At 37.8% G+C, this 13,712-nt stretch carries 12 protein-coding genes; 2 read left to right on the top strand and 10 right to left on the bottom strand.

What is annotated here, in order from left to right; all coding sequences use genetic code 11:
• Positions 1-10 precede the first annotated feature (10 nt).
• Both malX and IGJ90_RS00120 read right to left on the bottom strand, forming a co-directional pair.
• Positions 11-1,579, bottom strand: coding sequence for a maltose/glucose-specific PTS transporter subunit IIBC (gene malX, locus IGJ90_RS00125; RefSeq protein WP_002367558.1), 1,569 nt, complete (start codon positions 1,577-1,579; stop codon positions 11-13).
• Between the two features lie 148 nt (positions 1,580-1,727).
• On the bottom strand, positions 1,728-2,498 hold the full coding sequence (locus IGJ90_RS00120) for a MurR/RpiR family transcriptional regulator (RefSeq protein WP_033593352.1): 771 nt from the start codon (positions 2,496-2,498) through the stop codon (positions 1,728-1,730).
• Positions 2,499-2,695: 197 nt separating this feature from the next.
• Here IGJ90_RS00120 and IGJ90_RS00115 point away from each other — a divergent pair, with 197 nt between their 5' ends.
• Entirely contained in the window at positions 2,696-2,899 is a 204-nt protein-coding gene (locus tag IGJ90_RS00115) for a hypothetical protein (RefSeq protein ID WP_002381332.1), read from the top strand.
• 47 nt (positions 2,900-2,946) lie between these two features.
• Here the strand turns inward: IGJ90_RS00115 and IGJ90_RS00110 are convergent, their stop codons facing one another.
• The 7 genes from IGJ90_RS00110 to IGJ90_RS00080 form a co-directional block, all read right to left on the bottom strand.
• Positions 2,947-3,474 (bottom strand): HdeD family acid-resistance protein, encoded by a 528-nt coding sequence (locus IGJ90_RS00110; RefSeq protein ID WP_002356034.1) that lies wholly within the window; start codon positions 3,472-3,474, stop codon positions 2,947-2,949.
• A 247-nt stretch (positions 3,475-3,721) separates the two neighbouring features.
• A complete protein-coding gene (locus tag IGJ90_RS00105) occupies positions 3,722-4,099 on the bottom strand; it encodes a DUF956 family protein (RefSeq protein ID WP_002356033.1) in 378 nt (125 codons plus the stop codon).
• A gap of 161 nt (positions 4,100-4,260) precedes the next feature.
• Complete coding sequence (locus IGJ90_RS00100; RefSeq protein WP_002356032.1) at positions 4,261-5,172, bottom strand: PTS system mannose/fructose/sorbose family transporter subunit IID; 912 nt, start codon at positions 5,170-5,172, stop codon at positions 4,261-4,263.
• A 22-nt stretch (positions 5,173-5,194) separates the two neighbouring features.
• Complete coding sequence (locus tag IGJ90_RS00095; protein ID WP_002356031.1) at positions 5,195-5,998, bottom strand: PTS mannose/fructose/sorbose transporter subunit IIC; 804 nt, start codon at positions 5,996-5,998, stop codon at positions 5,195-5,197.
• A 34-nt stretch (positions 5,999-6,032) separates the two neighbouring features.
• Positions 6,033-7,025, bottom strand: coding sequence for a mannose/fructose/sorbose PTS transporter subunit IIA (locus IGJ90_RS00090; protein WP_002356030.1), 993 nt, complete (start codon positions 7,023-7,025; stop codon positions 6,033-6,035).
• Positions 7,026-7,259: 234 nt separating this feature from the next.
• Positions 7,260-7,772, bottom strand: a complete 513-nt coding sequence (locus IGJ90_RS00085; protein WP_002385473.1) for a mannose/fructose/sorbose PTS transporter subunit IIB — start codon at positions 7,770-7,772, stop codon at positions 7,260-7,262.
• Between the two features lie 202 nt (positions 7,773-7,974).
• Positions 7,975-10,860, bottom strand: coding sequence for a sigma 54-interacting transcriptional regulator (locus IGJ90_RS00080; protein WP_002370598.1), 2,886 nt, complete (start codon positions 10,858-10,860; stop codon positions 7,975-7,977).
• Positions 10,861-11,112: 252 nt separating this feature from the next.
• Between IGJ90_RS00080 and IGJ90_RS00075 the strand changes: the two genes are divergently transcribed.
• A complete protein-coding gene (locus IGJ90_RS00075; RefSeq protein ID WP_002359215.1) occupies positions 11,113-12,744 on the top strand; it encodes an ABC-F family ATP-binding cassette domain-containing protein in 1,632 nt (543 codons plus the stop codon).
• A 39-nt stretch (positions 12,745-12,783) separates the two neighbouring features.
• On the opposite strand, the gene IGJ90_RS00070 is transcribed toward IGJ90_RS00075, so the two are convergent.
• The gene (locus IGJ90_RS00070) at positions 12,784-13,653 is read right to left on the bottom strand and encodes a DegV family protein (RefSeq protein ID WP_002359214.1); all 870 of its coding nucleotides are present in this window, start codon (positions 13,651-13,653) and stop codon (positions 12,784-12,786) included.
• Positions 13,654-13,712 lie beyond the last annotated feature (59 nt).

Below are 13,712 nucleotides of genomic sequence, written 5' to 3'. Positions count from 1 at the left end.
TGTCTTTTTTCTAACCTAAAATCATCTCTAATTGATTACGGACCGTTGTCACTTTGGTTCCGATAATCACTTGCACATTCTGCGCATCTAAATGCACGACGCCTAAAGCCCCTAATTGCTTTAATTTGTCATCATCTACTTTATTAGCATCTGCTAACACTAAACGTAAACGCGTAATGCAATTATCAATAGCTTGAATATTCTCTTGCCCACCCAAAGCCGCTAAAATCCCAGGCGCATCATAGCCACCCGTTTTCTTATATTGAACTTCTTGATCGGTATATTCAGTCTCATCTAAGACCTTGTCTCGTCCAGGTGTTTTTAAATCAAAGGTTACAATGACTGTTTTAAAGACGAAATAATAAACAACAAACCAGATAGCGCCGACAATGAGAACCCACCACCATTTTGTATAAGTTCCTTGTAACAAGCCAAAAATAACAAAGTCCAGTAGCCCGCCATCAGTGTTCCCAATCACAACACCCAATAAAGCCATTACCATGAAACCTAGACCAGTCATAATGACATGAAACAGCCATAATAATGGACTAATAAATAAAAATAAAAATTCAATTGGTTCTGTAATGCCAGTGATAGCCGTTGCAATCACACCTGAAAGGAGTAAGCCTTTAATCTTATGTCGATTCGCCGGAGCTGCAGTATGATACATCGCAAGCGCCGCCGCTGGTAGGCCAAAAATAAAGGTCGGCATTTTCCCTTGTGACAAGAAAGCTGTTGCGCTTGGTGAAATCGGTAAATTATTTTGCAATTCTGCATAGAAAATATTTAACGCACCAAACACTTCTTTGCCAGCCACCACCGCTGAACCCCCTGCTTCAGTAAAACGAATCATGGAAACCAAAATATGATGCAACCCAAACGGTAACAGTAGACGTTCCCCTGAACCAAACAGAAAAGGCCCAAAAATACCAGAACGTTGGATAAGTTGGCCAATCGTCATAATCATTAGCGCGAAAAGTGGCCAAACTAACGGAATTACTAAGCCCACGAATGCCATCACTAATGAAGTAATAATTGGTACAAACCGTGCGCCAGAAAAGAAGGCAAAACTATCTGGTAGTTGCACCGTATAAAATCGATTATGCAACTTATATACAATAAGCCCAGCGATAATTCCACCAAGAACGCCCATTTCAATCGTTTGAATCCCAAAAACCATTCCTTGGCCGGCTTCCCGCAACTGTTCAGGATCCACGAGACGATTCGTCTGCACTAAATAGAAATTAATCGCTAAATTCATCACCGTATAGCCTACGAAACCTGAAAACGCAGCAATTCCTTTTTCTTTCCGAACTAACCCCAACGGAATGGCCATTGCAAACATGACAGGTAAATAGGCAAACGCAAAACCACCAATTGTCGACATAAATTGGAAAATAATTTTTACTGCGGGCTTTCCTAAAAACGGGATCGTTTCAATCATGGATTCACTGGAAAAAGAACTTCCTAATCCCAACAAAATCCCCATAAAAGCTAATAAAGCCACTGGCAACATAAACGTTTTACCTAATCCTTGGAAAAACTCCCAGAAAGTCGCTTTCTTTTTCTTTACTGCCATTTCTTAACTCCTCCATTCATTCTTTACAAAACTAAAAATGATTGCGTTTACATTCATTGCCCTCATTATAACTAGCCCAAAACAAAGAAAAAAGAGGCTACACTCTTTCTGTATCCCCTTACATCATTTAGTATGGTGTTGCATAAAATTACCGCGGCTGCTTTGCCTCTGCATACATTAATAAAACCGTATCGAACAAACAAATGACAGCAATTCTTGAACTTAAATCTACGCGCTGATGATAACGTGTCGTCCCTTTGGCAAATAACGTCGTCGTCGACAATTTTTCCAAGGTGCTTCCTTTAGTCGAAATCAAACTAATCATCGGCACTTGCTGTTCCTGCGCTACACGTGCATACGCTAAAATCCCCTTAGTTTCTCCTGTATAACTGACAAAAATGGCTAAATCCTGTCCATCCAGATTCTTAACTGCTACCGCTTGTTCATCCCAATCAGATCGTGCATAGGCTTTTTTTCCTAAAAATGTTAGCTTTCGTGCAAAATCAGTACAAATAGGAAAACTGCCACCAACACCGAACACTTCAATCGTATTCGCACGCTCAATCATTTTAAGCATTTCCGCGACTTTGGCTTCATCCATTTGTTGAAAACTGTCTTGCACATTGGCGATCAACTGTTGTGTAATGGCTTGAAAACTACGACTATCGCTTTCTGTGCTCTCGCTCTGCACCGATTGGACGATCGCGTATTTTAATTCTTGGAAGCCTCGATAACCTAAGTGTTTTGCTGTCCGAGAAATAGTGGCTGTTGAGACAAACAACGCCTGCGCCACCTCATAAATGGTTTGTGAACTAATTTCCGTCATATGCGTCAAAATATAATCCAGTACTTGATTTTCAATTTTACTTAAATGATTTCGTTTCTTTTCTAACAAAGCGATTAATCCCTCAGTCGACATCCAATCCCTCACTTTAAATCCTTTTTTATAATTATACACCAGAATATTCTGATTATTTCAATAAGAAAGTCCAAAATAACCAACAGCGGCTCCATCATTCGCCAGAGAAAAAAATCAGCCTTCCGATGGAGGTACTTGTTGCGTGTTCTTGCTATACTCTGTATATAGAAAACAGGAAAAATTTGGAGGTAGTACGTATGAATAATCAACGACCAATGTTTATAAATATTCTTTTAGTGGTCCTTTTATTTTTAGTTGTCGGTTCACTCTTTAGTGCCGTTGTCGGTATCGTGGGAAGCTTATTGTGGCTAGCAGTAAAAATTTTAGTTCCCGTAGCGATTATCGTGTGGCTTGTTCGAACAATTTCGGGAAATAATGGCAACTGCCGCCGTCGTTATTAAAAAAAAACAGGTTTTCCTTTTCGGAAAACCTGTTTTTTTTACTTCTTTTATCTAAAAGCATATACAATATTGCTAATACCAAACATCATAAAGTAGAAGCCAACTAAGAAGCTTAGAGTTAATGCTGAAGACAATGGATTAAATAATAACATTACACCTAAGATAATCCCTAAAACGTCAACAATTAATGTGAACCAGAAGTAACCTGTGCTTACTCGTTTAGCAAAATCTAAAGTAAATAAGCCGAAAATTGAGTCGAATAAAAACCAAATTGCAAAAACAAATGGTAACACAGCGACACCAATATTTAAGTTAAACAATAAGTAAACACCAATTAGGATATCAATAATCCCTAAGATGATTGGTGCATAAGCTTTGTAGCCTAGCAATTCTTTCATACGATTACGTACAAAAATTTCGAAAATCCCTTTAATAATAGCAAAAATCGCAAAAACCATCACAATGGCAATTAAATTACCGGCAGGATTTTGGAAAGAAATTAATGCAGTCAGAACAAATAGAATTCCTAATACTAATGAACCCCAGTCCATTCCATGATGTTGTCGTTGTTCCATGACACTCACTCCTCTATAAAATAATTTATTACACTTATTATGTTACTACTATTTTACAAGGTGTCAAATATTTTCATCGTGCTTTCTGAAAACCATTTCAATGATAACTCCATTAAAAACAACGTATCACTTGATTGTCTCTTTTTTGGTGCAAAATTGTGCCTTTTTTGTATAAATAAGTCCCTCGTTTTCCCACAAAAAAACCGCTACTTTTTCATCTAGTTTATAAAAAAGTAACAGTTATAAATTATTTTTTCTTTTTCCCAATCGAGAGAATCCCTCTTTTTATGACATCAAAGAAACTCAAAGATTGGACCATATGATCTGGGTCAACATATTCACGAATAGCTCGTAACACTCGCTTCGGCTCTTTTGAAGCAAACGTATACGTCCCATTTTTCTTGGTTTGAATCGCATAACGAGGAATCCATTTTCCTTTGAACATTACTGAAGCCAACACGTAATCGACTTCTTCCCACGGAATTTGGATAAACTTACGTGGATCTTTGGCATGGTAAAATTCAAACCCGCGGTCACCTATCATAATTTGTCCATAATCTGTTAATCCTGTAAATGCCGTCGCATCTATAACTAAATCAACTTTTGTGTTTAATGATTGTACCATGTTATCTGCTCCATTTCATTCGACTAATTCCTCTTTATTATACGTTTCTTTCCTGATCGAAACAAACAAAATTACATCTTTGTTTAAAAAAGCGGAAGAAAAGTTTCTCGACTTCTCTTCCGCTTTTTTTGATTAGAAGTAATAAACTTACCTCGTCATTCTTATAATAAGCCGATTAAGTGGCCGACTACGCCGACTACGAATAAACCAAGAATGATAACGATTGGGCTAACTTTTTTCTTCAATAACCACATACATAAGAATGTAAGTAGTAATGGTGCTAGACCTGGAATCAATTGATCTAAGTTATCTTGTAAAGTAGTAACTTTCGTTGGTGAAAGCGCCAAGCCTTGGTTCACTTGTTCAAAGGCTTTATGCATTCCTTCACCGCCAGCAGGAAGTTTATCCCACTCGATATAAGCACCTTTGTCTAACTTAACTTGTGAGACAATTGGTAAGAACTTAATCGATACCCAACGTTGAACCAATGCGGCCAGTACGAACATCCCTAAAATAGAAGCACCTTTTGTAATATCTTGTAGTAAACCACCTGAAAGGTCATCAGTAATTTTAGAACCTGCTTTGTAACCAAACTCTTGTGTATACCACATGAATGACCAACGAATTAAGTTCCAAGCAACGAAGAATAAGATTGGGCCTAAGATGTTACCACCCATTGCTAAGGAAGCACCTAAAGCGCCTAACATTGGACGAACAGTAAACCAGAAAACTGGGTCACCGACACCGGCTAAAGGACCCATCATCCCAACTTTAACCCCTTGAATCGCTACGTCATCAACTGGTGCGCCATTGGCACGTTCTTCTTCCAAAGCTAATGTTACACCAAGAATTGGTGAGGCAATGTATGGGTGTGTATTAAAGAATTCTAAGTGACGTTTTAACGCCGCTGAACGTTCTTCTTTCGTTTTATATAATTTTTTGATTGCTGGAATCATTGAGAATGCCCAGCCGCCGTTTTGCATACGTTCATAGTTCCAAGAACCTTGGATAAATGTTGAACGCCAAGCTACAGCTAAACGATCTTTTTTAGTTAATTGAATTTTTTCTGCCATTTTCTTTGCTCCTCCTTCAGAATTAGTAGTCGTTTAAAATATCGCCTAATGGGTCGCCAGAGTTGCCTCCGCCATTTGAGTTAGAAGAACCGCCCATTTTAGATAAGTTCAAGTAAATAAGAGCTAAAGCGACACCTAAAGCACCTAATGCGATTAATGTTAATTGAGAAATCGCTGCGACTACGAAACCGATAATGAAGAATGGCCATACTTCTTTTGTTGCCATCATGTTGATTACTAATGCATAACCTACGGCAACGACCATACCACCACCGATAGCCATACCATCAGTTAACCAAGCTGGCATTGATTCTAAGAAATTACGAACAGTGTCAGCAGGAATGAATAGTAACGCACCTGCTGGAATCGCAATACGAATACCTTGTAAACATACAGCGAAAATGTGTAACATTTCAACTTGTTTAATGTTGCCTTTTTCAGCAGCCGCGTCCATCATGTGAACGATTGGCACCGCAACTGTCCGAACGATCATTGTTAAGAACAAACCTGCAACCGCTAAAGGAACTGCGATAGCAATCGCTGAAGGAACACCTTTAACACCTTGGCCACCTAAAACTAAAATAATTGCTGAGGCAACAGATGCTAAAGCGGCATCTGGTGCAACGGCAGCCCCGATGTTCGCCCAACCTAACGCGATCATTTGTAAAGTACCACCTAAAACAATTCCGGCTTCTAAATTACCAGTAACTAATCCGATTAATGTACATGCTACTAACGGTTGGTGGAATTGGAACTCATCCAAAATCCCTTCCATACCAGCTAGAAAGGCAACGAGTAAAACTAAAATAATTGATATAACAGACATGATAAGCCTCCTATTTTGATTTGTATTTGGCGAGTTACGCGTTTGCTAACTCATTTTTTGCTTTTTTCAAAATTTCGTCCATATTCGCTTTTGAATCATTTGGCACTTTACGCACATCAAATTTGATGCCTTTGGCTTTTAATTCATCAAACGTATCAACGTCTTCTTGACCCATTGATAATACTTTGCTTACAACGACTTTTCCAACAGAGTGAGCCATTGAACCAACGTTTACTTCTGGGATTTCTACGCCGCCTTCAACCACTTTTAAGACGTCTTCAGGATTTTCAAATAATAATAATGCTTTTGTATTGCCAAAACGTGGATCTTTCGCTACTTCAATCATTTTACTGATTGGAATAACATTGGCTTTTACTCCTGGAGGAGCTGCTTGTTCGATTAATTTCTTACGTAAGTCATCTTTTGCAACGGCATCAGAAACAACAATAATTCTGTTTGGTTGTGTTGCTTTTGTCCAAGCTGTTGCTACTTGACCATGTAATAAACGTGAATCAATACGTGCTAGCACGAATTTAATTTTGCCATCGCCAACAACTGTACCTGGTGGTAACGAACCTTTTGGCTGTGCATCTTCTGTCGCAGCAGCTTTTGGTGCTTCTGCTGGTTGTAACTCTTCTGGTTTAACTTTGACACCATCTTTTGCTGTTTCAAGAATGTGTGTCGCAATTTCTTGTGCTGATTCCATAGAGAAACGAGAAGCATATGCTTCAATAACCATTGGTAAGTTCATACCTGCAACGATTGCCCATTTGTCTTTATGATCTTCTAACAATGAGTTCGCTTGGTTAAATGGTGTTCCCCCCCATAGGTCAACTAAAAATAGTACTTCGTCTTGATTGTCAAACGATGCAATGGCTTCTTGCATTTTTGCTTTTACATCATCGGGACCTTCGCTAGGCATTAACGTAACTGCTTTTACATTTTCTTGTTCGCCAAAGATCATTGCACCAGATTGCAAGATCCCTTCAGCAAATTCACCGTGACTTGCTAGGATAATTCCTACCATTTTTATACCTCCTGTATAATTGATGTTTTTTTTCATGGTTGTACTGCTAAACGCTTTCACTTTTTGAAAAAAATCAGATAAATCAGATTCTGACAAAAATAAATGAAAAAATTTCAATAGTTCTTGATTTTTTTCAACATCAGCACTTGCCTTTATCAATACAGTTCATGAAGCAATGATGTTGGTCCTAGGCCACCACATCCTTTCAATGTCTTTCGTCTGTAAAAATGAACGTCAGCTGGCGTTATTTTCTTTGCTACGCTCTTTTTTCAGTAAATCCATCAAATTCACTTGGCTGTCTGCTGCGACTTTTCGAATTTCCAATTCAATACCTTGTTCATTTAAAAACAGAAATGCTTTTAAATCGTTGGCATCCACTGCGACTGCATTCGTAATCATTCGCTTGCCTGTGCTGAAACTCATTCCGCCAATATTCACAGAAGTTAGTTGTACACCGCCTTCGACCACTCGTTTCACGTCCAAAGGATTAGTGAATAACAACATGGCTCGAAACGAATCAAAACGAGGATCAGGGTAAACATCAATCATTTTTTGAACAGTGATGACATTTACTTTGACACCAGGTGGAGCAGCTTGAACCAACAAGGCTTTTCTCAAATTGTCATGAGCAACGGAATCACTAACCACTAAAATGCGATTAATGTTCGTCAATTTTGCCCAAACAGTTGCTACTTGGCCATGAATTAATCGATCATCAATTCGAGCTAAACGAATATCCATTACCATCGGGAATGCTCCTTTAAATTCATTTTTAAAGGTTAGGACCTTTGTCTTTTTACTTAAAAATTTTAGGTAAAAAGGGACACCTTATTATAAGCAAGTTTCGTGCCAACTTTAGTGTATCGGTTTGAAACCTAGAAAATTATAGGTTTTTTTAAGAAAATTAAAAAATCGATACACTAATAAATAGTGTATCGATTTTTCTGTATTAATCTAGTGTATCAATTTCGGTGATTTTATCTTCGATACACTGGGCATTTTTGACTAACTGTGCGATAAAATAAACTTCTTCTGCTGGAATATCCATATTAAGAGCTTCTTCCATAGTCTCAATTGAGGCCACAATCACTGGATAAATTGGTTCTTGAACCAATCGACCAAGTTCCTTTTCTGAAACCGTCAGTGTATCATTCCGTAAAATACGCTCCAACATGCCCGATGTGTGCATAATCAAATTGATATAAAATGTGTACTCTTCTGGCATCGCTAATTGGGTTTGGATATTTTTAGCGAATGACCACAACAGATCAATGATTTTTTTTCCATTAATGAAAGTGAAACTTTGCTCCATATATTTTAGACAAATTTCTTTTGCTGCCGCTTCGTCCAACGGCTTATTCATTACTTCTTCTTTCCGCTCTGCTAGTAATTGCTGAATAATTTTTTCTGCTTCACCGGAAAAGAAATTTTCCATGGAAATATAAGGAACTCCAATTTTGGGATTGGTAATCCCAGTTGTCGCAATAATTTCATAGTCTTCTTGAATTTTAGGCAAGACTTCTTTCATATTTACAATGGACAAAGGAATCACTTCTAAATGCCAGTCTATTTGTGGCAAGACAGCTTCCTCAATAAGCTCTTTCATTCGGCGCGCAGTTCCTTCTCCAGAAGCGCAGATAGCAATAATTGCTCTTGTTTTCCAATTTTCAATGATTTGTTTCGTTTCACTTTGGCGAATATCGGCATAGCCATGAAAGTTTTTTAAAGACTCGTGAAGTGTTTCCAATTGCGTATCAATTAATGCGGTTTTGCGGGCCGCTTCAAGAACAATTGGCGTGGTCACCATGTCTACTGTCCGCACATCAATGCCTGTCTGGCGTACAATTTCTTCTGAAAACGTACTTAATGAACCCATGTCCACTAATAATAGTACGCCATTTTCTTCATTCACTTCACCAACTGCTTCAACGATTTTACGCAAAGCTTCTTTCGGTGGCATATCTAACGGCATATCCACAGCCTTCAAATTATCAACATTTAACAATTGAGAAACCACTTGTACCATACTGCTAGCGGTGCTATTTCCGTGCGCAGCCACGACAATGCCAATCCGGCCAGCCTCAGGATTTTCTCTTAAAGAAATGAGCAAAACAGCTAAATAGTAACTTTCAGATTCAGGAATCTCCATCTGATAACTACTTTCAATAATATTTTTAATTTCTTTTGCTGTTTCAAACTCTGTTGGATAATCTAAAACCATATTTCGAATACTTTCATTTAAAGGATGCTTAGGATCTTTGCCTAATTGGATGCGTTTCAAGAAAGAACTAATGTGTAAACTCATTGCATAAATAAAGTTGGGTTGAAACGAATACGATAACCGCTTCGCTGCAAAATTATAAATTTTCTTAGTGACATCAATAATTCGTTGGTCAACAATTTCAGCCAATTTATTTTCTGTATCAAAGGTGAATCCATAATCTTTGTAGAAAGATTTTAAATGAACATTGATATCCGTTGTAATAAAATTATTAATTAGTTCTTGGTCCAAGCCGTCTGCTTTTAAGAGAGCCGCTTTATCTCCAATAATCTCATATAGATTGTAAGGCAATTCATAGGCATCTGACTGAATAGCTACTAAAGATTCATTTGGTGATACCACTAATTGCGGTTCCAGATATTTCGATAACTCCGACAATACTTCTCGATTACTGGCAAGTTGCATAATGCCTTCTTTAATATTGTCCGTTAATTCGTCCATCGTAATCATTAATTCCTCTTGTTCCATCTGATTAAGGAACCCTCGCGCAGTCACAAGTTGCACATTCGATTTTAGCTGACCGACATTTCCATAAGAAACACTTCCAATTAACGCTTTGACCACATCTTCTGACAAAGAGATTCGCCGTTGAATCCGCGCTGCTTCCATTGAAACCATCACTTTTAGGAGGTCAATTTTTTCTTTCGCAGGACGGTCACTAAAGTTCGGTAATTGAATGATAATCGGAATGCGTCGCACAAAAGTATTCAATAAAGAAGAAGTAGGATTCTCCGTCGTAGCACAAATAATCCGAACATCCGCATGATGTGATTTCACTGTTTCACCTAAACGCGCGTACACGCCGTGATCCATAAAATAAAAAATCATTTCTTGTCCTTCGGGTGGTAACCGATGTACTTCATCTAAAAACAGAATGCTGCCATCTGCTTCATCAATAATCCCTTCTTTCGCTTTCGTAGCGCCTGTGAAGGCCCCTTCTACATACCCAAATAAATGCGACATCAAAAGTTCTGGATTATGCGCATAGTCTGCACAGTTAAATACCACAAACTCTTTTTCTTTGGCCACAATTTGGTTCAGCTTCGCAAATTGAAACATGGCATGAGCAAAATAAGTTTTCCCAGAACCTGTTGGTCCAGTAATTAAACAATTCAAGCCTTTTGGCGGATATAAAATCGCTGCTTTGGCTTGTTCCACCGGCGTTTTCATGCTTCCAGCTGAACCGATAATTTTTTTGAAAATATCTTCAACTTCTGGGGTTTTGCTGGTCGTGACTACTGGTTCAACCAATGGTTCGATAAAAGTTTTTGTGGAGTGATCCATTGATTTTTCCCGATAACTTTTAACTGGCTTGGTTAATGGTCGATGCTGAAACGCCACCTGCGCGACATATTTTACTGGTCGACCAGATAATTTTTTCAAGCGCCCTTCACGAACGAGTTGATTCAAATCTTTACTAGCATTGGTCCGCTGAATGTTTAAACGTTCTGAAATTTCTTGTGTCGTGACTCCCGCATCACTTGTTAAGGTCATTGGCGTTAAATTCTTCGTTTGCTCTTTAACATATTGATAGATTTTTTCAATCCGCTTCATTTTTGATGGCTCCTTTAATCGATACACTAATTAATTTACATGATACAGTGTATCATTAAAAAAATACACTAAAAACCCTTTCATGAAAAAAATTTCTGTTTCACATGAAACATTTTAAAAAAGCGCCTTTTTTCTATAAAAAACCCACCTTTTTATTCGTTTCTGTAAAAAGATTGAAACTCCTTGAAAAAAGGTTCTGTAGCCGATATAATGCAGAGAGGTTCAAGAATATATTAAAAGCGAGGAAAACAATTGATTACTGTTAATGATGTAAGTTTACAATTTCCAGATCGTAAACTTTTTGAAGAAGTGAATATTAAATTTACTCCTGGCAACTGTTACGGCTTAATCGGCGCAAACGGTGCAGGAAAATCAACGTTTCTTAAAATTTTATCAGGTGAGATTCAACCGACAACTGGCGTGGTTTCAATGGGTCCTAATGAGCGACTAGCGACGCTGAAACAAAATCACTTTGACTACGAAGACTACACTGTTTTAGAAACTGTAATTATGGGACATAAACGTCTTTACGAAGTAATGAAAGAAAAAGATGCTATCTATATGAAAGAAGATTTTTCAGATGAAGATGGGATTCGTGCCGCAGAACTAGAAGGCGAATTTGCTGAACTTGACGGTTGGGAAGCAGAACCTGAAGCAGCTGTTTTACTCCAAGGGCTAAACATTCCAGAAGAATTACATGATCAAAAAATGAGCGAATTAACAGCTGGTCAAAAAGTCAAAGTATTATTAGCTCAATCTCTTTTTGGTAAACCAGATGTCTTACTATTAGACGAGCCGACAAATGGTTTAGATACCCGCTCAATCAATTGGTTAGAAGAATTTTTAATCAACTTTGAAAATACCGTTATCGTGGTTTCCCATGACCGTCATTTCCTAAACAAAGTCTGCACTCACATGGCAGATTTAGACTTTAGTAAAATCAAACTTTACGTGGGTAACTATGATTTCTGGTTGGAATCAAGCCAACTAGCGACAAAATTGCAAGCACAATCTAATGCCAAAAAAGAAGAACAAATCAAAGAATTACAAGACTTTATCGCTCGTTTTAGCGCCAATGCCTCAAAATCAAAACAAGCAACGTCTCGTAAAAAAATGTTAGATAAAATTACCTTAGATGACATTCAACCTTCCTCTCGTCGTTATCCATTCGTTGGTTTTACACCAGAACGTGAAATCGGCAATGACTTATTACAAGTTGAAAATGTCTCTGTAACGATTGATGGCAAAAAAATCTTAGATAATATCTCGTTCAACTTAACAAAAGATGATAAAGTGGCATTCATCGCTGACTCAGATATTACAACGACTACGTTATTCAAAGTGATTATGGGCGAAATTACTCCCGATACAGGTTCTGTTCGTTGGGGCGTTACAACTAGCCAAGCTTATTTACCAAAAGACAACAGCAAAGACTTTGAAGAGCCATTAACCATTTTAGATTGGTTACGTCAATTTGCTGGTAAAGAAGAAGATGACAATACGTTCTTACGTAGTTTCTTAGGTCGGATGTTATTCTCTGGTGAAGAGGTACTAAAACCAGTCAATGTTCTTTCCGGAGGCGAAAAAGTGCGTGTCATGCTTTCAAAATTAATGCTTTCCAAAGCCAATGTCTTAGTTTTAGATGATCCAACGAACCACTTAGACTTAGAATCAATCACTGCATTAAATGATGGGTTGATGGCTTTCACTGGTTCAATTCTTTTTGCTTCACATGACCACCAATTTATCCAAACATTAGCGAACCGAATTATTGCTGTTTCTGATAAAGGGGTCATTGATCGAGCAGAAACAACCTATGATGAATTCTTGGAAAACCCAGAAATTCAAAAACAAATGGACGTTTTATTCAGTTCAGATTATTAAAAAAATAGAGAAGTCATTAAAAAATGACTTCTCTATTTTTTATTTTCTTTTTTCACCAAAAGAAAACACAGCAATACAACCTATTCCGGTATGACTAGTAATGGTGGGTCCTAGAGGATAAATCAGTATCTCATTAACTTCTATTTCTTTTTCAATTAATTCTTTGACTTTTTCCGCGTCATCTTTCGTTCCCGCATATGCAATCAATAGTGTTTGTTTCATTGGCTCTACAATGCCTTGAATCGTTTCTTGCGCAATCTTTTGCAAGGACTTGTTTCGTCCACGAGTTTTACCAACGGATGCTAGTTTGCCTGCCGCATCCACGCGAATAATTGGTTTAATGTTCATTAAGCCACCAAGTGCTGCCGCTGTTTTAGAAATCCGTCCGCCACGTTCTAAATGTTTTAAATCATCTACCGTTACCCACGAGTGAAGTTTCATTTTTTGCTCTTCAAGATAGGCAACAACTTCTCCTAATGAATGACCATCTGTTTGTAATCGAATGGCTTCTCGGACTAACATCCCTTGACCTAAGCTAGCTGCTTTTGTGTCAATAATATGAATTTCTACATTATCATACTCTTCTTTTAACATCTCTACTGATTGCAACGCACTTTGATAAGAGCCACTTAACCCAGATGAAAAAGCTAAATAAATCACCGGTAACCCTTGCTCCACAAAAGGACGGAAAAATTCATTGTAGCGTCCTACATTAACTTGAGAGGTAGTGGGCATACTTCCATTTTTAATAGCCGTTAAGAAGTTCTGATAATCAAACGTTTCACCTAAATCATCGCGATATTCTTTCCCGTCAATTTGAATATTCATGCTAATAAAAGGTACTTGGTTTTCTTTTAAGTATGTATACGGCAAGTCACAACAAGAATCTGTCACTAATTGATAATTCACGGACAATTGCCCCCTTCATGTTTTCTTTTATTTTACCATAGTTTTTCATTTTTATATAA

Source organism: Enterococcus sp. AZ129 (assembly GCF_051714505.1).
Classification (GTDB): Bacteria; Bacillota; Bacilli; order Lactobacillales; family Enterococcaceae; genus Enterococcus; species Enterococcus faecalis.
The sequence above is the reverse complement of the archived record's forward strand: the minus strand, read 5'-3'. Positions and strand labels throughout refer to the sequence as shown.

What these genes read in the sequence shown, in the direction of transcription:
- malX (WP_002367558.1), bottom strand. Translation starts at nt 1,579, where the DNA reads ATGGCAGTAAAGAAAAAGAAAGCGACTTTCTGGGAGTTTTTCCAAGGA.
- IGJ90_RS00120 (WP_033593352.1), bottom strand. Translation starts at nt 2,498, where the DNA reads ATGTCGACTGAGGGATTAATCGCTTTGTTAGAAAAGAAACGAAATCAT.
- IGJ90_RS00115 (WP_002381332.1), top strand. Translation starts at nt 2,696, where the DNA reads ATGAATAATCAACGACCAATGTTTATAAATATTCTTTTAGTGGTCCTT.
- IGJ90_RS00110 (WP_002356034.1), bottom strand. Translation starts at nt 3,474, where the DNA reads ATGGAACAACGACAACATCATGGAATGGACTGGGGTTCATTAGTATTA.
- IGJ90_RS00105 (WP_002356033.1), bottom strand. Translation starts at nt 4,099, where the DNA reads ATGGTACAATCATTAAACACAAAAGTTGATTTAGTTATAGATGCGACG.
- IGJ90_RS00100 (WP_002356032.1), bottom strand. Translation starts at nt 5,172, where the DNA reads ATGGCAGAAAAAATTCAATTAACTAAAAAAGATCGTTTAGCTGTAGCT.
- IGJ90_RS00095 (WP_002356031.1), bottom strand. Translation starts at nt 5,998, where the DNA reads ATGTCTGTTATATCAATTATTTTAGTTTTACTCGTTGCCTTTCTAGCT.
- IGJ90_RS00090 (WP_002356030.1), bottom strand. Translation starts at nt 7,025, where the DNA reads ATGGTAGGAATTATCCTAGCAAGTCACGGTGAATTTGCTGAAGGGATC.
- IGJ90_RS00085 (WP_002385473.1), bottom strand. Translation starts at nt 7,772, where the DNA reads ATGGTAATGGATATTCGTTTAGCTCGAATTGATGATCGATTAATTCAT.
- IGJ90_RS00080 (WP_002370598.1), bottom strand. Translation starts at nt 10,860, where the DNA reads ATGAAGCGGATTGAAAAAATCTATCAATATGTTAAAGAGCAAACGAAG.